19 protein-coding genes and 1 pseudogene are annotated in these 20727 nt (G+C 61.2%); 10 read left to right on the top strand and 10 right to left on the bottom strand.

Annotation, left to right across the window (positions count from 1 at the left end):
- Nucleotides 1-197 precede the first annotated feature (197 nt).
- From V6607_RS20675 to V6607_RS20665, 3 genes are all read left to right on the top strand, one after another.
- A complete protein-coding gene (locus tag V6607_RS20675; RefSeq protein WP_338740254.1) occupies nucleotides 198-1169 on the top strand; it encodes a type III secretion protein in 972 nt (323 codons plus the stop codon).
- Between the two features lie 84 nt (nucleotides 1170-1253).
- A complete protein-coding gene (locus V6607_RS20670) occupies nucleotides 1254-1598 on the top strand; it encodes a hypothetical protein (protein WP_023658960.1) in 345 nt (114 codons plus the stop codon).
- Between the two features lie 497 nt (nucleotides 1599-2095).
- The gene (locus V6607_RS20665; protein WP_008432744.1) at nucleotides 2096-2710 is read left to right on the top strand and encodes a hypothetical protein; all 615 of its coding nucleotides are present in this window, start codon (nucleotides 2096-2098) and stop codon (nucleotides 2708-2710) included.
- Nucleotides 2711-2756: 46 nt separating this feature from the next.
- Here V6607_RS20665 and V6607_RS20660 read toward each other — a convergent pair whose 3' ends face one another.
- Nucleotides 2757-3908: an MFS transporter gene (locus V6607_RS20660; RefSeq protein WP_087693074.1), complete on the bottom strand. Its 1152-nt coding sequence runs from the start codon at nucleotides 3906-3908 to the stop codon at nucleotides 2757-2759.
- Between the two features lie 278 nt (nucleotides 3909-4186).
- Complete coding sequence (locus V6607_RS20655) at nucleotides 4187-4432, bottom strand: hypothetical protein (protein WP_102369456.1); 246 nt, start codon at nucleotides 4430-4432, stop codon at nucleotides 4187-4189.
- A gap of 92 nt (nucleotides 4433-4524) precedes the next feature.
- Between V6607_RS20655 and V6607_RS20650 the strand changes: the two genes are divergently transcribed.
- A complete protein-coding gene (locus tag V6607_RS20650; protein WP_166742175.1) occupies nucleotides 4525-5346 on the top strand; it encodes a helix-turn-helix transcriptional regulator in 822 nt (273 codons plus the stop codon).
- Here the strand turns inward: V6607_RS20650 and V6607_RS20645 are convergent.
- From V6607_RS20645 to V6607_RS20615, 7 genes are read right to left on the bottom strand one after another with little or no spacing between them, the layout of a single operon-like run.
- Nucleotides 5288-6508 (bottom strand): sugar MFS transporter, encoded by a 1221-nt coding sequence (locus V6607_RS20645; RefSeq protein WP_003219513.1) that lies wholly within the window; start codon nucleotides 6506-6508, stop codon nucleotides 5288-5290. The genes V6607_RS20650 and V6607_RS20645 overlap by 59 nt on opposite strands.
- 51 nt (nucleotides 6509-6559) lie before the next feature.
- A complete protein-coding gene (locus V6607_RS20640) occupies nucleotides 6560-6907 on the bottom strand; it encodes an L-rhamnose mutarotase (protein WP_134326946.1) in 348 nt (115 codons plus the stop codon).
- Nucleotides 6904-7677: an SDR family oxidoreductase gene (locus V6607_RS20635; protein ID WP_087693071.1), complete on the bottom strand. Its 774-nt coding sequence runs from the start codon at nucleotides 7675-7677 to the stop codon at nucleotides 6904-6906. The genes V6607_RS20640 and V6607_RS20635 overlap by 4 nt, the downstream gene beginning before the upstream one ends.
- The gene (locus tag V6607_RS20630) at nucleotides 7674-8534 is read right to left on the bottom strand and encodes an amidohydrolase family protein (protein WP_134326945.1); all 861 of its coding nucleotides are present in this window, start codon (nucleotides 8532-8534) and stop codon (nucleotides 7674-7676) included. The genes V6607_RS20635 and V6607_RS20630 overlap by 4 nt, the downstream gene beginning before the upstream one ends.
- 37 nt (nucleotides 8535-8571) lie before the next feature.
- Nucleotides 8572-9849 (bottom strand): L-fuconate dehydratase, encoded by a 1278-nt coding sequence (locus V6607_RS20625; RefSeq protein WP_102369453.1) that lies wholly within the window; start codon nucleotides 9847-9849, stop codon nucleotides 8572-8574.
- 20 nt (nucleotides 9850-9869) lie between these two features.
- A complete protein-coding gene (locus V6607_RS20620) occupies nucleotides 9870-10715 on the bottom strand; it encodes an ureidoglycolate lyase (protein WP_102369452.1) in 846 nt (281 codons plus the stop codon).
- 28 nt (nucleotides 10716-10743) lie between these two features.
- On the bottom strand, nucleotides 10744-11484 hold the full coding sequence (locus V6607_RS20615) for an SDR family oxidoreductase (RefSeq protein ID WP_338740236.1): 741 nt from the start codon (nucleotides 11482-11484) through the stop codon (nucleotides 10744-10746).
- A gap of 234 nt (nucleotides 11485-11718) precedes the next feature.
- Between V6607_RS20615 and V6607_RS20610 the strand changes: the two genes are divergently transcribed.
- The 6 genes from V6607_RS20610 (at nucleotide 11719) to V6607_RS20585 (ending at nucleotide 19471) form a co-directional block, all read left to right on the top strand.
- On the top strand, nucleotides 11719-12480 hold the full coding sequence (locus V6607_RS20610; RefSeq protein WP_134326943.1) for a FadR/GntR family transcriptional regulator: 762 nt from the start codon (nucleotides 11719-11721) through the stop codon (nucleotides 12478-12480).
- A complete protein-coding gene (locus V6607_RS20605; RefSeq protein ID WP_102604549.1) occupies nucleotides 12477-13466 on the top strand; it encodes a diaminopimelate epimerase in 990 nt (329 codons plus the stop codon). Before V6607_RS20610 ends, V6607_RS20605 begins: the two co-directional genes overlap by 4 nt.
- Before the next feature lie 311 nt (nucleotides 13467-13777).
- A complete protein-coding gene (tssI, locus tag V6607_RS20600) occupies nucleotides 13778-15820 on the top strand; it encodes a type VI secretion system tip protein TssI/VgrG (RefSeq protein ID WP_134326942.1) in 2043 nt (680 codons plus the stop codon).
- A complete protein-coding gene (locus V6607_RS20595; protein ID WP_134326941.1) occupies nucleotides 15820-16662 on the top strand; it encodes a DUF4123 domain-containing protein in 843 nt (280 codons plus the stop codon). The genes tssI and V6607_RS20595 overlap by 1 nt, the downstream gene beginning before the upstream one ends.
- A gap of 67 nt (nucleotides 16663-16729) precedes the next feature.
- Nucleotides 16730-17272 (top strand): hypothetical protein, encoded by a 543-nt coding sequence (locus tag V6607_RS20590; protein ID WP_134326940.1) that lies wholly within the window; start codon nucleotides 16730-16732, stop codon nucleotides 17270-17272.
- 48 nt (nucleotides 17273-17320) lie between these two features.
- Entirely contained in the window at nucleotides 17321-19471 is a 2151-nt protein-coding gene (locus tag V6607_RS20585; RefSeq protein WP_134326939.1) for a lipase family protein, read from the top strand.
- Nucleotides 19472-19476: 5 nt separating this feature from the next.
- Here V6607_RS20585 and codA read toward each other — a convergent pair.
- A pseudogene (gene codA / locus V6607_RS20580) lies at nucleotides 19477-20709 on the bottom strand (cytosine deaminase); the annotation flags it as partial.
- Nucleotides 20710-20727: the final 18 nt, after the last annotated feature.

Genomic DNA, 20727 nt, shown 5'->3' with positions numbered 1-20727 from the left:
AGTGACGAGGGGGCGCAAGCTCCCTCGCCATAGCCCTTCTTCCTACTCTTTTTCTAACGATTTTCTGCGTCCGCAGGAACTGAATCCGACAGGTCTACCACACAAGGAGGTGCCCACTTTCCATGGGATACCTTGTATCGCCGAGGTGTCTTTGAGCCGGGAGTGAATCGTGTCAATACGCCGAACTGGAGATGCCTATGTCGGTAACCTTATCCAACTCAACTGTTGCCAACCCCTCTGATAACGCCGCGCAGCCGCATACTGATGCCGCCACATCGACGCAGTCACGCTCACGCTCCGGGCAGGGGTCGATCCACATCAGCTTCAACGTGCCACAGAATGGGATCGGCCCGGGATATTCGAATTGGACGACGACGCAGAGCACGATGGATCCCCATGGTGCCGCCAACAACTCATTCCGGGCGTCCTATGCAAACTCGTTCCTGGGCGGGCTGATCGGACAGCTTCAGGACTTTCTGCACAAGCTGTTCAATCCGTTCCGGCCTCACCCCGGTTATGGTCGTCCTGACCCTGCCATTCCACTCAAGCCTCTTCCCGGACACTGCCGTCCGACCCCCTGCAAGCCTGACCCGGGATACGGTCGCCCGGACCCACACTTTTCGAGGCAAACCCCCGATCAACTGGGGAACCTCCTCAAGAACAAGTTTGATGCGTTCACGGTGCCGGGCCAGCCCTTCATCACAAAACAAAGCCTGGAGGAGATGGCGGGCAGACGGTTGACCAACGACCAGGACCGTAATGAGAACATTCTGTTGGCCCGGGAACTGCTGCGACGCCCAGACGTAATACAAGCCTTTGACCGAGCCGGCAGGACCGGTGATCTGGATGGTCGAATCTCCCGGCGGGACCTCAACGCCGTGCTCGACTCCGGCAACGCCTTGAAGTACAAGACCGACAAACAGCTCGCCGAACAGATGTTGAAGGACTTCGACGCCCTGAAGGGTATCTGGAACCGCTCCATCAGTATCAAAGATTTGAAAAAATTGGCCGCATCGTCGTCGAGCGACCCAAAGCAACAGCGGCTCATCGAGTTGGCCAAGGAAGTCACTCAGCGCTCAAGCCTGTTAACGCTGATGGACTCTCTTGACCGGTATGACGGCAAGATCGGCAGAGCCGCCCTGCGCCACCTCTCTCTGAACCTGTTTTAGCTCGATCACGCCGCGACCCTCTCGCGGCGTGATGACCTGCCTTGATCAATCCGCTGCTTTCAAACTCTCAGCCAGGGCTCAGACATGGCTACACCTTCGTGTGGATCGCACAATCCTGGCTATCAGCCAGCCTGTCTTGCGCCGACGGGCAGCGATACCCTGCAACCGCCCCCCGTTGCCGCACCGGGCAAACGGTGCGAAGAGGGCGCCGAAGCCCGGCGAGTGAAGAACTTCACCGGGCAGCACACGTTCCAGGCGCCGGCGGCTGACGACTTCATCAAAGGCATGTTGCCGCACGGGCAGTTGCCTGCCTCCCACGCGCCTGGGTTACGCCCGTTGCGCGCGGTGATGGGCGCTATGGTCGCAGCGATCAAAGACCTTTGGCAGGAGACAAAACCGACCTCGCCAGGGTCTCGAAAAGCCGACTGATTCTTCGGTTTTTACATGTTGTCATTGGAACGCTGCTCTATCTCGGAACCATTGCCACCGGCACACCACACACCTTTGGCCTGTTTTCACCTGAGCGATACGGCGATTGCCGGGATGATGACCAGGTCAATGTGGAACCGGAAATTGGTGGAGATGAATCATGACAATCAACGGCGGGTCGGTCTGCCAGCACCTCGGTGCTACACCCTGTATTGCCCCGGCACTGGACGGCGGTACACGGGCAATTCACGCCGCTTCAAGTGAACCCGGTGAGGCTGCGCGAAAGCACAGCCATCAATCCGGCGGGGCGCCTGTCCGCTCATCAGGCTATCGGCCTCCTTTGCGGGGGGAGAGTCACTGCAGGAGTCTGCTGCAACACCTGGGGCTTCAGAACGAAGTGGCCAGCCGCCTCCGCGGGCCCAATCCCTACATTCGTTTGCCGGACAGCGATTTGGTGAGCGCGGCGAACGCCCAATTTGCCATGCTGAAAAAACTCCATGAGAACTGACGGACTGAAGCTGTCTTCACTGCAACGAATCGCCAGTAAAAAGCTCGGTGCCAGCCGAGAGGCCGACAGCGCTATCCTGCTTGCCAAGGCGATCATCCAGCGTCCGCGCCTGATCGATGCGATCCTCGACCAGGACGGCTACATCACCCGCGAAAGCCTGGCACAGGCCGAGAACGTCGTGTTCGGCAACAGCGATCCCAGTGCCTTCAGCCCGGACCCTTTCCACACAAAAAACAATGCCGATCTCGTCCGCCTGTTCAAGGAAATGTTCACCGAGTTACGGGACCGGTCGCGGGACCGCATGGGGTTTTTCGAGCAGATCTGCTACGTCAATATCGAGGTGCTGGCGATGATGAGCAAAGACCCGGATGAGCTCGACAGCCATGGCCAAGTTGTACTGGACCCGGCCACGGGGCTACCGAAGAAGAAGTACGACGAACAGCAGGTGTACATGGCGAAAAACCTTGTGGACCGGCCGGGCTTGTTGCGGTCGCTGGAAAACACCGCCGACAGCGGTCGGCGAATTTTCGGCAGCCATCACCAGGCGGGCTGGCTCAGCAACAAAACCCTTGATCGCTGGCTGGAACTCCAGAAAGCCAAATGACCCCGGGTTGACGCCTCAATGTACGAGGCGTGATGGGGCTGGGTGGTCAGACCCGCAGTATTTTCCCGCTGATCGCCACACCGATCAGCAGTACGGCAATCAGCACAAAGGCAGTGCTCAAGCTGCTGCCATGGGCGATGAAGCCGATCACCGCAGGGCCGGCGAGAATGCCGGTGTAGCCCAGGGTGGTGATGGCGGGCACCGCAATGTGTTCCGGCATGACGGTCTGCTTGCCGACGGCGGTGTACAGCACCGGTACGATGTTCGAACACCCGGCACCGACCAACGCATACCCCAGCAGGGCGGTTTCCCACGCAGGGAATAGCGTCGCCAACAGCATGCCGCCGGCGGCGAGCGCGCCACCGAATACAATCACCCGGGTTGCGCCCAGGCGGCGAACTATCCTGTCGCCGGTAAGGCGCCCGACGGTCATGGTCAAGGCAAAGGCTGCGTAGCCAAGGCCCGCATAGGCTTCGTCAAGGCCGCGCTCGGCGCTCAGGAACACCGCGCTCCAGTCCAGCACGGCGCCTTCGGCAAGAAACACGATGCAGCACAGGCAGCCGATAAACAGCACCACGCCGTGGGGCACGGCAAAGGCCGGCCCGGAGCTTTCACTGCCGTAAGGCAGCAGGTGTGGCCCGGCCTTGAGCAAGGCCACTACGATGACGACGATCACGGCGAGGGTGGCCTGCAACGGCGACCAGCCCAACCCCAGCAGCCCGCTGACACCTGCCGCTCCGACGATCCCGCCCAGGCTGAACAGCCCGTGGAAGCCCGACATCATGGTCTTGCCGCTGGCCCGTTCGACCATCACCGCTTGCAGGTTGACCGTGGAGTCCACCGTGCCCAGGCCGGCACCAAACACAAACAGCGCGGCCATCAGCAACGGAATCGAGGTGACGGTGGCCAGCATCGGCAGGCCCAGGCAGATCAGGAGGGTGCCGCCGGTGGCCACTCGCCGGATACCGTAGCGCGACGCCAGGGCCCCGGCGACCGGCATCGCGATCATCGAGCCCACCCCCAGGCACAACAGCAAAAGGCCGAGGGTGCCCTCATTGAGTTGGGCGCGGGCCTTGGCATAAGGCACCAGTGGTGCCCAGGCGGCGATGCCGAAGCCGGCGATGAAAAACGCGATGCGGGTCGACATTTGTTCCAGCCGCCCGGGTACCACGGGCGCTGGGGTGCTGATGGCGGTCATGAAAAATCCTTGGTTTTGCGTTCAACGAACGATGTGCAGCGCAACATCCTTGCACATCAGGCCGTATCGAGCGAGCCGGGTTCCCTTGGCATGCCTGAACACAGGGCCAAACATTTTTTCCAGGATCGTGGAACGCGACGGGCCTCTCCAACCACTATCAGTTCGTAGGACAAGTAACCACTTGAGGTGCGAGGTGGCCGGGAAGGTGCGTAATCCCCGCGAGAGCTGGTGAACCCCGGGCTTCCAGCGACGGATTACCACCTTCCAGGCCGATCCTCTCACTTCAGCAGCCGCGCCAGTTTCGCATCCCGCACCTGCAACACTTCAAACAAGCCCAGGGCCTGCAGGGCGGGGAGGGCTTGCAGGATGTCCTGTTCGGCCAGCAAGCGCTGCTCGTCCGGGGTGGCCGGATCGCACCAGGTTCTGGCGTTGGCGAGGAATGCGCCCACCGTGCCCTTGCGCACGGTCACGCCATTGAATTGGCCTTGGTCGAGATGGTCGGGAAGCACGTCTTCTGCACGCATGGCGGAGCCCTCAATGAATGAATCCGCAGTCTGGGCGTGCGCAAATGGCTACACTGCCTTATCCAGGTCATTCAATACGGTAAAGCTGCCATATGCCGTCAACACTCGTTTCAGCCCAGCTCGCCAATGCGATCGGCGGTCCGTTGCTGGTGGCGACGTTGCGCAGCAGTCCGGTAGCACGCACCACGGCCCTTCATCAGCATGCCCGCGGGCAATTGCTCGGAGCCCAGCGCGGGTTGTTGTCGGTGCAGGCGGCGCACCAGCATTGGGTAGTACCGGCCACCCATGCGGTGTGGATTGCCCCCGATTGTTCCCACGCCTTGCGTTCCCACGGGCCGTTTGATGGCTGGAGTGTGTATGTCGAACCCCAGGCATGCGCAGGGCTGCCCCGACAGACGTGCGTTATCGCCACGTCGGCCTTGTTGCTGGAAGCCGTCAGGCGCGCGGCAACCTGGAGCCAGCCGCTGCTCGAGCCGCCTCAGTCACGGATCGCCCAGGTGATCCTTGATGAAATCGCCGGGTTGCCCCAGGAGCCATTCGGCTTGCCGCTGCCCCGGGACCCGCGCCTGTTGCGCATCGCCCAGGCGCTGGCCGACAGTCCCGACGACAACCGCCTGCTGGAACACTGGGCGCAGTGGGCCGGTGTCTCGCCGCGCACCCTGGCCCGGCGGTTTGTTGCCGAGACCGGGTTCACCTTCAGCCAGTGGCGCCAGCGCGCACGGTTGTTGCGCGCCCTGGAGTTGCTGGCGGCGCATGCACCCGTGACCCGGGTTGCGCTGGACCTGGGTTATGAAAACGTCAGTGCCTTTATTGCGATGTTCCGGCGTACGTTCGGGACGACGCCGGGGCGGTACTTCACGGATGGCGCAAGCGACTACGGGCATACACCGCCACAATCACGAAACACCCCATAGGCAACAGGTAAGCCAGCGCCACTGTGCTGTTGTCCGCCACCTTGCCCATCAAGTAGGGCATCAGGGCGCCGCCGACGATCGCCATGATCATGAACGAACTGCCGCGCTTGGTGTGCGGCCCGAGGTTCTTCACGCCCATGGCGAACAGCGTCGGGAACATGATCGACATGAAGAAGAACACCGCGATCAGCGCGATCACCGAGATACCTTCCAGGCCGATCACCACCAGGCCGCACAACGCGATATTGATCAGCGCATAAATCAGCAGCAGCTTCTGCGCGCTGACCCGGCCCATCAGCCAGGTACTGAAGAAGCGCCCGAACATGAAGGCCAGCATTGCGATCGACAGCAGGTAGGCGGCTTGCTGATTGCCCATCTGTGCCCAATGCTCGGTGACGTAGTTGATGAAAAATGCGCCGACTCCGACCTGGGCCGCCACATAGAAAAACTGCGTGATCACCCCACCGACGAACTCCCGGTGCTGCCACAGACCCTTGCCGGCCGTCGGTTGCAGTGCCTGTTCCTGCGCGCGCAAATCCGGCAGCGGCGTGCGGGCGATCAGCAGCGCCACCAGCAGTACCAGAACCGCGATCACCACGTAGGTGGTCTGCAACGAACTCATGTCCGAGGCCGGTGTGCTGCCGGCGCTGAAGAACATCGCGCCGCCAATCAGCGGGCCGAAGAACTGGCCAAGGCCATTGAATGATTGCGCCAGGTTCAACCGCCGCTCGGCGCCCTGGGGTTCGCCCAGCACCGTGGCATAGGGGTTGGCAGCGGTCTCCAGGCAGCCCAGGCCGCAGGCGATGACAAACAGCGCGAACAGGAAAAACGGAAAGCTCGCCGCCGCAGCCGCCGGCATGAACAGCAGCGCGCCCGCCGCATACAGGCACAGGCCCAGCAGGATCCCGGCCTTGTAGCCGTGGCGGTCCATCAACAACCCGGCCGGCAGGGCAATCAGGAAGTACGCGCCGAAATAGGCGCTTTGCAACAGCCCGGACTGGGCCTTGCTGACGTGCAGGACTTCCTGGAAGTGCTTGTTCAGTACGTCGAGCAAACCGTAGGACAAGCCCCAGAGGAAAAACAGACTGGTCACCAGCATCAGCGCCCAGCGATAGGTCGGCACGGCACGGGTGCCTGGCAGGTGTGTATCTTTGCTTAACATGACGCTTCTCCTGTTGTTTTTATGGGATCAAGGCGTGCGATGCAGCGGGTATCAGGGTTGGTCGGTAAGGCGGAAAATCTGCTCCAGGGGCTGCCATTTGCCGCCGGGGTCAGTCCACGGCGTGGGGGCCTGGAAGCGCCACATCAGGGTTTCCCAGGCTTGCACGTCGGCGTTGGCGCGTGCAGCGTGGTCCAGCCCTTCGAAGCTGAACCCGGCCGCGGTGTCCATGACCATGAACAGCCGCGTGCCCAGGCGCCAGATCTGCATTTCCAGGATTTGCTGGCTGCGCAGATGCTCTGCCACGGCAGGCCAGATGCGTCGATGCAGCTGCTGGTACTCGGCGATCAATGCCGCATCGTCGATCAGGTCCAGCGCCAGGCAGTAACGTTGGCCGCTCATGTCAGCGCCCGGTCGAGGTGGGTGTAGCCTCCATCCACCACCAGCCACTGTCCGGTGGTGTGGGAGGCGCGGGGTGAGAGCAGGAACAGCACGCTGTCGGCAATTTCCTCGGGAGTGGTCATCCGTTTGCCCAAGGGGATTTTTTCGACGATGGCGGCGAGCTTGGCCTCGGGGTTGTCGAAGCCGTCGATCCAGCGTTGATACAGCGGCGTCAGCACCTCGGCGGGCACCACGGCATTGACCCGGATGCCGAACTCCAGCAAGGAGGCGGCCCATTCCCGGGTCAGTGACAACTGCGCACCTTTTGCGGCGGTATAACCGCTGGTACCGCCCTGGCCGGTGAGGGCCGTCTTGGAGCTGATATTCACGATTGCCCCGCGGCTGGCCTTGAGGGCATCGAGGCACAGGTGGGTCATCAGGTAGTAATGAATCAGGTTCTTTTCCAGGGATTCGACGAAGGCTGCACGGCCCGCATCCAGGCCCACGCCGTCGTTGACCCCGGCGTTGTTCACCAGGCCGTCGATGCGTCCGAAACGTCGCAACACTTCGTTGACGGCTGCGCGGCAGGCGTCCTCATCGCGCAACTCGACACGGATGAAGTGGCTTTGACCGTGCTGCTCAAGCTCGGCCGCGAACGCCGCGGACAACGGTTGATGACCGAAAATCACCGGGATTGCGCCTTCGGCAATCAATCCCAGGGAAATGGCGGCGCCAATCCCCGAGCCGCCGCCGGTGACGATGATCACGCGGTCCTGCAAATGCAGATTCATGGGCAGTTTCCTTCAAGGTGATAGACCCGCTGGGCCGTGCCGCCCCAGATGGCCTGCTGTTCATCGGGCGACAGTGGGCCGAGGGTCTGTTGCAGCAATTGGCAGGTGCCCTGGTATTCCCCGGCCAGCAGGCACACCGGCCAGTCCGAACCGAACATCAGGCGCTCGGCGCCGAACAATTCCAGCGCCAGTTCGATGTAGGGGCGCAGGGCTCGGGCGTTGCGTTGCTCGGGCCCGGCTTCGGTGAGCAGGCCCGACAGCTTGCAACTGACGTGGGGCAGGGCGGCCAGTGGCGCCAGGTGTTCGGCCCAACCGACGGGGCCGATGGCGATGTCCGGTTTGCCCAGGTGGTCCAGCACCAGATGATGCCGGTCGTGGCGCTGGCACAGGGCTGTCGCGGCGTCGAGGTCGGCGCAGCGGATCAGCACTTCGTAGACGTAGCCTTGTTGCTGCAGGTGTTGCAGGCCACGGGAGAACCTGGCGTCGGCCATAAAGCTGGCAGGCGTAGGCTCATCCTGAATCTGATGCCGAAAGCCCTTGAGTCCCGGTGCGTCGCGCCACTGTTCCAGGTGCTGTTCCAGGCGTGGGTCGCACAGGTCGACCCAGCCGACGACGCCGAGTATCCATGGGTGCTGCCGCGCCATTTCCAGCAGCGCGTCGGTTTCCTGCTCACCGGCGCGGGCTTGCACGGCAATGCAGCCATCCAGGTCGGCAGCGTCGAGCAACGGCCGCAAGTCCTGTGGGAGAAAGTCCCGCCGCAGGTCAGCCTCAGCCGTACCGATCCACGGATAATCAGCGGCCCGGTAGCGCCAGAAATGCTGGTGCGCATCGAGCCTCAAAGGTGATGGGGACGACATTGTTATTGTGCTCCGTCCATTCAAATTGCGGTTCAGCTCACGGCCGGTGGCGGTATTGCTCCCGGGACGCGGCTTTCATCTGGATCGAAAATCCCGGCGCCTTCGGCGGCAGATAGGCCGCACCGCGCACCACGCAAGGTTCTTCGAAATGCTCGTGCAAGTGGTCGACATACTCGATCACCCGGCCTTCGTGAGTGCCGGCAATGCACAGGTAGTCGATCATCGACAGGTGCTGCACGTACTCGCAAAGCCCGACACCGCCGGCATGCGGGCACACGGGCAGGCCATATTTGGCCGCCATCAGCATCACCGCCAGCACCTCGTTGACCCCGCCCAGGCGGCAGGCGTCAATCTGCACCACATCAATGGCTTCGCGCATGATCAATTGCTTGAAGATGATCCGGTTCTGGCACATTTCGCCGGTGGCGACCTTGACCGGCGCCACGCCCAGGCGAATCTTGCGATGGCCCTCGATATCGTCGGGGCTGGTGGGTTCCTCGATGAACCACGGCTTGGCAAACGCCAATTCGCGCACCCAATCGATGGCGGTGTCGACTTCCCACACCTGGTTGGCGTCAATCATCAATTGGCGGTCCGGGCCCAATACTTCGCGGGCGATGCGTACGCGCCGCAGGTCATCCTGCAAGTCGTGGCCGACCTTGAGCTTGACGTGGTTGAAGCCGGCATCCACCGCTTCCTGGCACAGCCTGCGCAGCTTCTCGTCGCCATAACCGAGCCAGCCGGCCGAGGTGGTGTAGCAGGGGTAGCCATTGGCTTGCAGGTCGGCCATGCGTTCAGCCTTGCCTTCGGCGCGTTGGCGCAGCAAGGCCAGGGCTTCGCTGGAGGTGATGCAGTCGGTGATGTAGCGGAAATCGATGCAGCGCACCAGCTGTTCCGGACTCATGTCGGCCACCAGGCGCCACAGGGGCTTGCCTTCGGCCTTGGCCCACAAATCCCACGCGGCGTTGACGATCGCGCCGGTGGCCAGGTGGATTGCGCCCTTGTCCGGGCCGATCCAGCGCAACTGGCTGTCACTGGTGACATGCCGCCAGAAGCGGCCCATGTCTTCGGCGATCCATTCCAGGGTCAAGCCCACCAGCAGCGGCTGCATGGCCTGGATCGCCGCGCAGCAAATCTCGTTGCCACGGCCGATGGTGAAGGTCAGGCCATGGCCTTCAAGGGCCGGGTTGTCGGTCTGCAAAATCACATAGGCGGCCGAGTAGTCCGGGTCCGGGTTCATGGCGTCGGAACCGTCCAGGGACTGGGACGTAGGAAAGCGGATATCTTCGACGCGAATCGCGGTAATGGTAGTCATGAACGGCTCCTAGTCTCTTGTCAGGCGTCGACCGTGGTCTGGTTCTGTTCGCCGAGGCCTTCGATACCCAGGCGGATTTTTTGCCCGGGCTTGAGGTAGACCGGCACTGGCTTGATCCCCAGGCCGACACCGGGCGGGGTGCCGGTGGAAATCACATCCCCCGGTTGCAGGCTCATGAACTGGCTGAGGTAGCTGATCAGTTTGGGGATCTGGAAAATCATCGTGCGGGTGTTGCCGTTCTGGTAGCGGTGGCCGTCGACTTCCAGCCAGATCGACAGTTGGTGCGGGTCGGCGATCTCATCGCGGCTGACCAGCCAGGGGCCGAGCGGGCCGAAGGTGTCGCAGCCCTTGCCCTTGTCCCAGGTGCCGCCGCGTTCCAGCTGGAACTCGCGCTCGGAGACATCGTTGATCACGCAGTAGCCGGCCACGTGCTGCATGGCCTGGCTTTCCTCGATGTAGCGGCCACCTTGGCCGATCACCACGCCCAACTCCACTTCCCAGTCGGTCTTGGTGGAGTGGCGGGGGATTTCGATGGTGTCGTTGGGGCCGACGATGGCGCTGGTCCACTTGTTGAAGATGATCGGTTCGTCAGGGATGGGGGCGCCGGTTTCGGCAGCGTGATCGGCGTAGTTCAGGCCGATGCAGATGAATTTTCCCACTTGGCCGACGCAGGCGCCCAAACGCGGATTGCCCGGTACCAGGGGCAGGCTCGCGGGGTCGAGTTCTTGCAGGCGAGCGAGGTTTTGCGGGAGCAGGGCGTCACCGGCGATATCACTGATGTGGGCGGACAGGTCACGCAGACGTCCATCAGCGTCCAGCAGGGCCGGGCGTTCCTGACCTTTTTCACCATAGCGCAGCAATTTCATGAGCAATCCTCTTATTGGAAGTGGGCGGTCAGTTGCTCCAGCCGCCGTCAATGATCTGGGTGGTGCCGGTGGTAAACGCGCTGGCATCGGAGCCAAGGTACAGCGCCAGCTGGGCAATTTCCTGGGGCGTGCCCAAGCGTCCCATCGGCTGGCGCGCGGTGAAGGCGGCGTACACCTCGTCCTGTTGACGGCCTTCATGGCGGGCTTGTTCGACGATGCGTTGCTGCAGCGAAGGCGACTCCACGGTGCCCGGGCAGATAGCGTTGCAGCGGATGCGCTGGGTGACAAAGTCGGCCGCGACGGATTTGGTCAGGCCGATGACGGCCGCCTTGCTGGCGCAATAGGCAAAGCGGTTGGGCACGCCCTTGAGGCTGGAGGCCACCGACGACATGTTGATGATCGAGCCGCCGCCCGCCGCCAGCATCCCCGGCAGAAACGCGCGGATCATGCGGTACATGGCGGTGACGTTCAGGTCGAGGGCAAACGTCCAGTCGCTTTCCGAGCACTCGAGGATATTGCCGGCATGCACCACGCCTGCGCAGTTGAACAGCACGTCCAGAGGGCCGATCTCGGCGGCAAGGCGTTGGATGGCGCTGGCGTCGGTGACATCCAGCACCACCGTTTGCGCACCCGGCAAGCCGGCGAGCGCCTGTTGATTGATGTCGGCTGCAATCACTTCGGCCCCTGCCGCCAGATAGGCTTCGACGCTGGCGCGGCCAATGCCCTGGGCGGCGGCGGTGATCAGCACGCGTTTACCGGTGAGGTCCATGACAGACTCCCTTGATTATTGTTATTGGCTCAATGGTCAGGCCATTGAGGGCGTGAAACACCTGCATCTGCGGCATAGCGAACCCTGGTGGGTTTGCTATGATCAGCACACTGGAAACGATCCAATGGTCAGGCCATTGATCCAATTTTTAGCATGGGTCATCCCGGTCAACAAGCGGCTTTTTTGCGGGTTGATCGCTTTGACCGTGCTGTGCATGAATCGAGCTGAGCCTAGATGCCATTTCAAGTGATTGATAACCAACGTCTTTATCGACAGATTGCCGACCAGTTGCGAGCGTTGATCGACAGCGGAGAATTTCCGCCGGGCAGTCGACTTCCCGCTGAGCGTGAACTCGCCAAACTGCTGGGCGTGAGTCGCGCTTCCGTGCGTGAGGCGATGATTGCCCTGGAGGTGATCGGCCTGGTAGACGTGCGGGTGGGCAACGGCGTGCTGGTGTGTGAACCCGTGCAACCGACAGTCAGCCAGGAACCGGTGATGGCCCAGGCCACCCGGGATCAATGGAAAGAGTTCGATCCGGAACTCAACCTGCACGTCGACTTCAATGCCGAGATTCCACCGTTTTCCCTGCTCCAGGCCCGTCGCCTGATTGAGCCGGAAGCCGCCGCCCTGGCCGCCAAACATGCCACCGACGAAGAGCTGGCGGGGATCCGCGAGGCCTTCGAGCGTAATGTGCAGGACAACCGCGACGGCTCCCATACCCATCCGGGCGATCGCCTGTTTCACATTCGCATCGCCCAGGCCTCGGGCAATCCGGCGTATGCGTTGATGATTGCGCACTTGCTGGGGCATCGTTACGGCAGCATGTTCCAGCGGTTGCAGGCGCATTACACCTCGGACGACATGCCCCATCGCTCGGAAGACGAGCATCGCAAGATCCTCGATGCACTGGAATTGCGAGACATGGAGGGTGCGCGACAGGCGATGCGCAAGCACCTGGAAGAGGTGGTACGAATCTTTATGCGGACTGCGCAATGACCCTGTTCTACGACGCCCGCGGGAATATCTACGGGGTGGTAAGCCCGGCGCAGTTACGCAGCAAGGGTATCGACGTGCCGGACCGTGCCGACTTGGCCGCTGGCACCCGAGGTGTTTGGGCATTGGCGGCGATTGCCGCCGAGTGCGGTTGGGATGAGTTGCCGCGCCCGGCAGAGGCCAAGGCGCATCGTTGTGACGGTTTGTTGGTGGGGCCGTTCCAGGCCGCGCCGCCTTTTGACCTGTTGATCGTCAACACCGACGGTTCCCTGGCCGAACGCAGTGGCAATGGCCTGACGATCTTTGCCCAGTCGTTGACCGACCAGGGATTGATGGCGCAAGGCTGTGAGTTGCGGGTGCATCACGACAAGACAGACGCACTGTCGCCGGTGGTTACGCGGGTTGAGCCGGCGGAGTACGAACAGGTCCAGGGCTTTTGGCTGGCGCTGGGGCGTCCCGAGTTCGGGCCTTTGGCGGTAGGGGCTGTTGGTGTGGGCGCGGTCTCGCTTGAGGGAACTGAGGTGAGCCATGTTTCGCCACTGGCTGCGCTCAACCCCGAGTGGAATCACAGCCAGTTTGTGCGTGTGGGCAACCCGCATTGTGTGACGCTGGTACAGGACGCGTCAGCGTTGCCGGACAACGCCCAGCTGCATCGATCAGCCTGGTTCGATCCGCTGAGGGCGATTGCTTTCGCACCACCTGCCGGGGCCGGCCAACCTTGTATTTCCGGGGTCAACCTGCAATGGGTCGCCCGGGATTCAGGCAATCGCGTGATCGCGCGGGTGTTTGAGCGTGGTGAGGGGCCCACGGCGTCCTCCGGGACCAGCGCCAGTGCGGTGGCGTGCGCCGCCTGGTCTGTAGGATGGGTGACGGCGGGTCAGGTGGCGGTGGTGATGCCGGGCGGTACCGCACCCGTACGGTTGCAAGCAGAGCCGGGTGAGTTGCCGAGCGTTAGCCTGTTCGGGACTGCGCGGCTGCAGGAAGTTTGAAAAAGGCAGTGGCGGGCTTAATCATCTTTGTCAGCTGTTTCTCTATTAATAAGCAGCTCTGGTGAATGGTGGTGTAAGAGTATTCTCGTTAGTCAGTACTGGCTGTTTAACTGCATTTCTGTATTTATAAAAGACCCTTCCACTATCAATGTACGAATCTTCTTTTTTATTTTGAGGCGGCCGAATTTCGCCTGAAATCGCTAGTATTCCTGGGGTTCAGGCACTTTTTATCGGCTTCGAATTGAGTGGCTTTATCTGCGTTTTACGGGAGAAGTTATTTCAGCTCGACAATGAATGGCGGGTAACAACGGATGTTCAATACGCTTGTTTCGTCACGTTTCAAACTGGTCGTTGCAGGAATGAACCAGGCATTTCAGGTGCTGGCTTTTAAAGGCAGCGAAACGATTGACCAGCCTTTTTTCATTGAAGTGCAGTGGGTCAGTGAAAACCCCAGCCTGGATCTGGAGAAGTTACTTCACCAACCGGCCTATCTGGATTTTGGCGAGCCCGGTGAAGGCCTGCACGGGCAAATCTACAGCATTGGCCGGGAAGGCCCGGGGCAGCGGCTGACCCGCTACCACCTCACCCTTGCGCCGCGCGTGGCGTACCTGGCCCATCGTTGCGACCAGCGGATTTTCCAGCAGCGCAGCGTGCCGCAAATTATCGCGGCAGTGCTTGAGCAGCACGGCATCCTTGCTGATGCCTATACCTTCGAACTGGGGCCGGTGGTTTACCCACCGCGTACGTTCTGTGTGCAATACGCGGAAACCGACCTGCACTTTATCCAGCGGCTGTGCGAGGAAGAGGGCATTCACTACCACTTTCGCCACAGTGCAGACGCCCATGTACTGGTGTTGGGTGATGACCAGACGGTGTTTCGTCGTTTGCCGGCGCAACGCTACTGCCCGGCCGGAGGCCCGGCTGCCGAAACGCTGGTGATCCAGCGTTTCGATGTGCGCCTGGCCACGCGCAGTGCTCAGGTTGTTCGGCGTGACTACGACTTCGAACATCCGTCGCTGCGCTTACAGGAGCAGGCCGGATCTTTCCCGGCACTTGAAGACTATCAATACCCTGCGGGATTCACGGGGCATCTGCGAGGTTCGCAGTTGGCCCGGCGTGGCCTGGAACGTCATCAACGCGACCGTCATCGGGCCCTGGGCCGCAGTGACCAGCCGGCTTTGCGCAGCGGGCATTTCCTGGAACTGCGCGGCCATCCGGACCGCACCTGTAATGACTTGTGGCTGATCACCGGCGTGCGTCACGAAGGCTATCAACCGCAGGTGCTGGAGGAGGCGGTGGTGGATGTCGAGGCATTCCACGGCTATCGCAATCGATTTACCGCAACGCCCTGGCGCGCCGCTTACCGCCCGCCGCTCAAGCACGTCAAACCGCGTATCAGCGGCAGCCAGACCGCAACCGTCACCGGGCCCGAGGGTGAAGACGTGCATTGCGACGCTCACGGCCGGGTGAAAATTCGCTTTCATTGGGACCGCCTGGACCAGCACGACGACAAGAGCAGCTGCTGGGTGCGTGTGGCGTCCGGATGGGCGGGTGACAGCTATGGCGCGGTGATGATCCCGCGTGTGGGCATGGAGGTACTGGTGACGTTCCTGGAAGGTGATCCAGACCGGCCAGTGATCAATGGTTGCCTGCCCAATACCTTGCAGCCTGTTGCCTATCCGTTGCCCCAACACAAGACCCGCAGTGTGCTGCGCAGCCGCAGTTCGCCGGGCGGGACGGGGGCCAACGAGCTGCACCTTGAGGACCGCAGCGGCCAGGAACTCATCTACCTGCGCGCCCAACGCGATCTGGAGCAGCAGGTCGGCCACCACAGTCGGCTGGAGGTGGTGGGCGAACGTCGGGAAACCATCCACGGCTTGAGTGCCACCACCCTGGGAGGCGAGGAACACCGCAGCATCGCCGGCGACCGCAAGGTTCGGCTTGGGGCTGATGATCACTTGCACGTGCAGGGCAACAGCCAGACCCTTGTCGGCCAGACCCTGGTGATCGAAGCGGGGCAACAGGTCCATTTGAAGGCCGGTGCCAACCTGGTTATCGATGCCGGTGCGCAGTTGAGCTTCAAGGCCGGTGGTGAGCATTTGCTGATTCAGGCCGGAGGGATTTTCAGCAGTCGGCCGATCACGTTGGGCGGTGTGCCTGACGGGACTCGAACAGCCAGCCCAGTTGGACCGGGTGACGTGGCTGCTGCGTCCGCATTTGCAGCGGATGGGCCGAAGGTTTCGGTTATCCAGGGCGCAGTCATGGAGCTGGCCAGAAGACTGGATGCGGACTTCTGTCCAGTGTGCGAGCGCTGCCGTGAAGGCCTGTGCGAATCCACCGGGAGGGCGGCTTGATGGCGATCGCGCCTGGCCAGTGGATGGCTGAACAGCAGCAGGCAGGGCGCCGGCTGTGCCTGGTTCTACAGGGTGAAAGCGATGCGCGTGGGGTACTGCTGGCGACACGCACGGTCGCTGAGTATCGCAGCCTCTATGGTGAAACCGTCGCATCGGAAATGGCGGCGGATGGACCGATGCTCCTGTTGCTCGACCATGTCAACGAGCCCGCATTGGTGGGTTTGTTGCAAAACCCTCAGCGTAATTGGGGCTGGTTGGGCAGCCTGCCGGGTGATGATTTATCGGGTGTTACCCGGCACTGGCGCGACAGGTTGGTAGTGGGAGCGGCGGGCAGTCAGGCGCTGTACCGCTTCCACGATAACCGCACCTTGGCGCGGGCCTTGGTTCACCTGCCTGCTCGGGACTGGCCTGTTTTTCTCGGGCCGCTGATCGGCGTGTGTTACTGGCAGGGTGAGCGTTGGAGTTGTGTCGATAACCCGGCTCCGGGGGGGTATCCGGTACCCGATCCTGCGCCGTGGCTGGAGGTGCCGAATCCCCAGGCGGGAGTGATTCTGCAAGCCAATATCCTGCGTTACCTGCTGGCCGAGTACAGCGAGGCGTTGAGCGCACTGGTTGAGTTTCAAGACCCGAGAGTCTGGTTGGCGCAGGTGCTGGAGCAAGCGCGGGCCTGGCAATGGGACAGGCCGGAACAGCTGGAGTTTTTGGTCGTGCGGCGGCTGTTGGAAGCCACTGGGGACGTGCTTGTTCGATGGCAGCCGATGCGTGGGGAAGTGGCGGAGGATCATTTTCAGCGGGTGGTTGGGGAGTGGCGTCGGGTGGAGCGGGAGCAGCAGGATGCGTAGGGGATTTATGTCGGGCGTGTGGCGAGGGGTATTCGTTTGCAGTGTGCTGGGTGTTTCCGGTTGTGTGATGAAGCCTGCTGATAGTTTCACTTTGGAGGTCGATTTGCCGGCGAATTACAGACTCAGAGGCGATGCAACTTACGTCCCCGGAACAGGTGAGACTTGCACTTTACGATGGCGTCCAGGTGATCTGCCAGAGATCAAGATATTCGACGCTCTTGAGAAGTCGGTGGCGAATCGGGCGAGCTTCGAGTTGCCTCTGACGGAGACGGTGAACGGGTGTCCGTTAGTGCTGCGTTACATGACGTTTGATGTCTATGCGAAGTCGGCTGAGCACTTGTCGGACAGTGGGGGGGATTTTGCGTTTATCGGTGTGCATGATTGGGTCGAACCCCATATGTCTCGAATGCCGGGTGCAGGTACCTTGGAGGTGCCGGGGGCCTGTCAGTGGTTACTCAGGCCGGCAGGGCCAACGCAGGCGACTGATAACGTATTTCAATGCAACCTGGTGGATGCAAGAGGACTGCCGCCAACGACTGCAACGGGTGGCCGTGTGCAGCGTGATGAGCTGAACGGTAAAACGGTGAGGCTCGTGTTTGGGGAAATCTGATGGGGAGCGTACTTATCTTTAACTTTTACTGAATAAGGATATTCAGCGATGGCGCTTACAGAATGGAAACAACCCTTTTTCAGCGGGAAAATGCCGGCTTGTGCAGTGCGTGGATGTTGGCTGAGTTTTTGTCTGGTGGACGAATCAGGTGACGGAAACGCTTATGGGGGTCTTGCGTACAAGGTTTTTGACAGCACAGGTCAACAATATGCAGGTCGTTTGGATGGAAACGGTTTCGCAAAGTTGGACAACCCATATCGAGGGCCTGTGGTTCTGATCTTCGATGCGCCGTATGAAATGAGCGGGGATTACTACGCAACGTTGCAAACGCGTGGTTGTTACCCACTGCCTATCACCGAGCTTCAGGTGCGAGCCGAACAGACGCGGTTTTCACGTGTAGACGGGGAGCGCGTCGAGCGAAACCCGGCAGGGCGGGAAACAGGCAAATTCTATCAAGTCGAGGTCAGTGACTTGGTCTTGCACACTGCTCATTTGCCTCCCTTGGCGCCCAGAACCCATCGACCACCGCGGCATGCGCTCCGCATGCTGGCTGAACTTGGGTTTGGTCCCCCTCAGCCCAAGCTGACAGGGCTGGTTTTATTTCCTGACCTGCACACTGTGCTGGAGGTACGGCCGCTGCGTGCGCTACGCCCGTTGTTGTCGATTGAAGACCAGTTCTGTGCCTTGAACCTTTATCAGTTGGCGCTTATGGCTACCTTGAGTTATTGCGATTTTGGGCAGGAACCGTCGACTCCGCCGATGGACCAGGTCAGCTTTCCCATAGAGCCCAGTGTGGGCAATTTTTTTTCCGAACAACTGTCGGGCTATCAGGAGGCTTGGAAGTTCGATTCCGACCAGGTGGAACACTTTTATCCCGTGTATGAAGACGTGCCGTACTCGCAACGATTCGAGGTGTTGCCTTTTGATCCTGAGTTGTATGAGCAAAATCGATCGGGGCAAGGAGAGTCCCCGGCCCACCCAGCGAAGCTGCATTTTTTTGATGACGAGGAGAATGGCACTGATACTCAGGCGTTTATCAGCCATCACGACCATGTGATCCTGATCGCAGTGCGGGGCACTGCAAGCCGTTCCGATGGGCTGAGGGATGCCAATGCTCACCAGGTCGCTTTTGTCGAGGGTGTTGGTAAGGTTCATGAGGGCTTTTATGGCGCGTATCGGGCGATGCGTGATTTTGCGCTGCATTACCTCGACCGGTTCTACATAGGCCAGCGCATCATAATTTGTGGCCATAGTCTCGGCGGCGCCATAGCACTGCTGCTGGCAGAGTCTCTTAGGCGAATTCCAGGTTACGACCGCAACATCCTTCTTTACACCTATGGCGCTCCCCGCGCTGCCGACTCTGAGTTCGCTGACGGTGCTTCATCTTTGGTGCATCACCGCATCGTCAATCATAACGACCCGGTACCCAGCGTCCCGGCACCCTGGATGAACACAACTGCCAAACTCTGGATTCCCGGGCTTGTTACCCTGTTCAGCAATCCTGCACCTGCTGGCCTGCTGTTCGCACTTGGGTTGGTGCGGGTGGGCGGGAACGCCTATCAGCATCACGGCTCCCAGCAGCATTTCATGCCGATTGCCTTGCCCGACGGCACACAGTCTTCAATATTGTGGAACCCCGGGTGTGAGTCGATCGAAGAAGCTGCATGCAATCGCGCGATTCAACTCAGCGGTGATATGCCGGACCGGGCCAACCTGATCAAGCAGCTAGTCCAATACAAGCAGCACTTTATGACCGCAAGCTACATCCCGGCAGCCTGGGCGACGTTACGCCGCTGGCAGCAAACCGTGGACGCCGACGGAACACTGGTGACTGCGAGTGAATTTGAGCTGATCGAAAAAGCGCTGATCAGCATGCGGCAACAACTGCGGGAGAAAAAACGAGAACTGGACCGCTATCGACCGACCAATCAGCGTGGTTATGAAGATATCCAGGCCTTGAGCATCGAAGCTGATCGTCTGCAAAGTAGTCGCGACCGCCTGGCAACCCTCCGCTGGCGCCGCCTCCAGGCCCGCGACGTCTACGGCAGCCACGCTTCATCCCCATCCCTGCAATCCAGCCTGAAACGCTGGTTCGCTCATCCGCAAAATCGCGTACTCACCCAAGTGGCGAGCATCCCGCCACAATCGGATGATGGCTGGGGAAAGCCACAAACCCTCGATATAGATTCAATCGTATGAGCCTCCAAAAACTCCACCTGCGCCGGCCGGCGTTTCATCAACACTTTGCCCGCTCGAATCGAATACAACGGCAAGCCCTGGCTGCGAATCACTTCATAGTCGCTGTCTGCAGACAGGATCAACAGGTTCGCCGGGCGTCCCGGTTCCAGGCCATAACGATCCCCCAGGGCCATCGCCCGGGCGCTGTTGTCGGTGACCAGGTCGAGGGCACTTTGCAGGTTGCGGTAGCCAAGCATGTGGCAGATATGCAACCCGGCTTCCAGCACCCGCAAAATGTTGCCGTTACCCAAGGGGTACCAAGGGTCGACGATGGAGTCCTGGCCGAAGCAGACGTTCATGCCAGCCTCCAGCAGTTCGTTGACCCGGGTCACGCCGCGGCGTTTGGGGAAAGTGTCGAAGCGGCCCTGCAAGTGGATGCTTTCGGTAGGGCAGGAGACAAAGCTTATGCCCGAATGCCCCAGCAGGCGGAAGAGTTTGGCGCAGTAAGCATTGTCGTAGGAGCCCATGGCCGTGGTGTGGCTGGCGGTCACGCGGGCGCCCATGTCACGGCTGCGGGCCTCTTCGGCCAGCACTTCAAGAAAGCGCGAGTGTGGGTCGTCGGTTTCGTCGCAATGCACATCGACCAGGCAACCGGTGCGTTCGGCCAGGTCCATCAGGAACTTCACCGAACTCACCCCTTGGTCACGGGTGTATTCAAAGTGCGGGATGCCGCCGATCACGTCGGCGCCCAGGCGAATGGCCTCTTCCATCAGCTCGCGGCCATTGCGGTAGGACTCGATGCCTTCCTGGGGGAACGCGACGATTTGCAGGTCGATCAGGTGGCCGCTTTCCTCGCGTACTTCAAGCATGGCCTTGAGCGCGGTGAGGTCCGGGTCGGTGACGTCGACATGGGTGCGCACATGCTGGATGCCATGGGCGGCCAGGGTCTGGATGGTTTTTTTGGAGCGGGTCTTGGTGTCTTCCAGGGTGATGGTGGCCTTGCGCTCGCCCCAGCACTCGATGCCTTCAAACAGGGTGCCGCTCATGTTCCAGCGCGGCTCGCCGGCGGTCAGGGTGGCATCGAGGTGAATGTGCGGCTCGACGAAAGGCGGGACCACCAGGTTGCCGGCGGCGTCCAGGTCGTCGGGGCCTGCCAGGGGGGCAGCGCCTTGTTGGGTGATGCTGGCGATCCGGCCGTGTTCCAGGTGCAGATCATGCAGGCCTTCACGGTTGCGCAGGCGGGCGTTGATGATGTGCATGGGCAAGTTCCTCTTGGC

The sequence above is a fragment of the Pseudomonas sp. KK18 genome (assembly GCF_037094675.1).
Taxonomy (GTDB): Bacteria; Pseudomonadota; Gammaproteobacteria; order Pseudomonadales; family Pseudomonadaceae; genus Aquipseudomonas.
This window is presented reverse-complemented; position numbering and strand designations above follow the sequence as displayed.

Coding starts and splice junctions, on each gene's coding strand:
- tssI (WP_134326942.1), top strand. CDS start 13,778: ATGTTCAATACGCTTGTTTCGTCACGTTTCAAACTGGTCGTTGCAGGA.
- V6607_RS20670 (WP_023658960.1), top strand. CDS start 1,254: ATGGCTACACCTTCGTGTGGATCGCACAATCCTGGCTATCAGCCAGCC.
- V6607_RS20590 (WP_134326940.1), top strand. CDS start 16,730: ATGAAGCCTGCTGATAGTTTCACTTTGGAGGTCGATTTGCCGGCGAAT.
- V6607_RS20645 (WP_003219513.1), bottom strand. CDS start 6,508: ATGTTAAGCAAAGATACACACCTGCCAGGCACCCGTGCCGTGCCGACC.
- V6607_RS20595 (WP_134326941.1), top strand. CDS start 15,820: ATGGCGATCGCGCCTGGCCAGTGGATGGCTGAACAGCAGCAGGCAGGG.
- V6607_RS20585 (WP_134326939.1), top strand. CDS start 17,321: ATGGCGCTTACAGAATGGAAACAACCCTTTTTCAGCGGGAAAATGCCG.
- V6607_RS20630 (WP_134326945.1), bottom strand. CDS start 8,534: ATGTCGTCCCCATCACCTTTGAGGCTCGATGCGCACCAGCATTTCTGG.
- V6607_RS20640 (WP_134326946.1), bottom strand. CDS start 6,907: ATGAGCGGCCAACGTTACTGCCTGGCGCTGGACCTGATCGACGATGCG.
- V6607_RS20665 (WP_008432744.1), top strand. CDS start 2,096: ATGAGAACTGACGGACTGAAGCTGTCTTCACTGCAACGAATCGCCAGT.
- V6607_RS20625 (WP_102369453.1), bottom strand. CDS start 9,849: ATGACTACCATTACCGCGATTCGCGTCGAAGATATCCGCTTTCCTACG.
- V6607_RS20655 (WP_102369456.1), bottom strand. CDS start 4,432: ATGCGTGCAGAAGACGTGCTTCCCGACCATCTCGACCAAGGCCAATTC.
- V6607_RS20620 (WP_102369452.1), bottom strand. CDS start 10,715: ATGAAATTGCTGCGCTATGGTGAAAAAGGTCAGGAACGCCCGGCCCTG.
- V6607_RS20610 (WP_134326943.1), top strand. CDS start 11,719: ATGCCATTTCAAGTGATTGATAACCAACGTCTTTATCGACAGATTGCC.
- V6607_RS20615 (WP_338740236.1), bottom strand. CDS start 11,484: ATGGACCTCACCGGTAAACGCGTGCTGATCACCGCCGCCGCCCAGGGC.
- V6607_RS20675 (WP_338740254.1), top strand. CDS start 198: ATGTCGGTAACCTTATCCAACTCAACTGTTGCCAACCCCTCTGATAAC.
- V6607_RS20660 (WP_087693074.1), bottom strand. CDS start 3,908: ATGACCGCCATCAGCACCCCAGCGCCCGTGGTACCCGGGCGGCTGGAA.
- V6607_RS20650 (WP_166742175.1), top strand. CDS start 4,525: ATGCCGTCAACACTCGTTTCAGCCCAGCTCGCCAATGCGATCGGCGGT.
- V6607_RS20605 (WP_102604549.1), top strand. CDS start 12,477: ATGACCCTGTTCTACGACGCCCGCGGGAATATCTACGGGGTGGTAAGC.
- V6607_RS20635 (WP_087693071.1), bottom strand. CDS start 7,677: ATGAATCTGCATTTGCAGGACCGCGTGATCATCGTCACCGGCGGCGGC.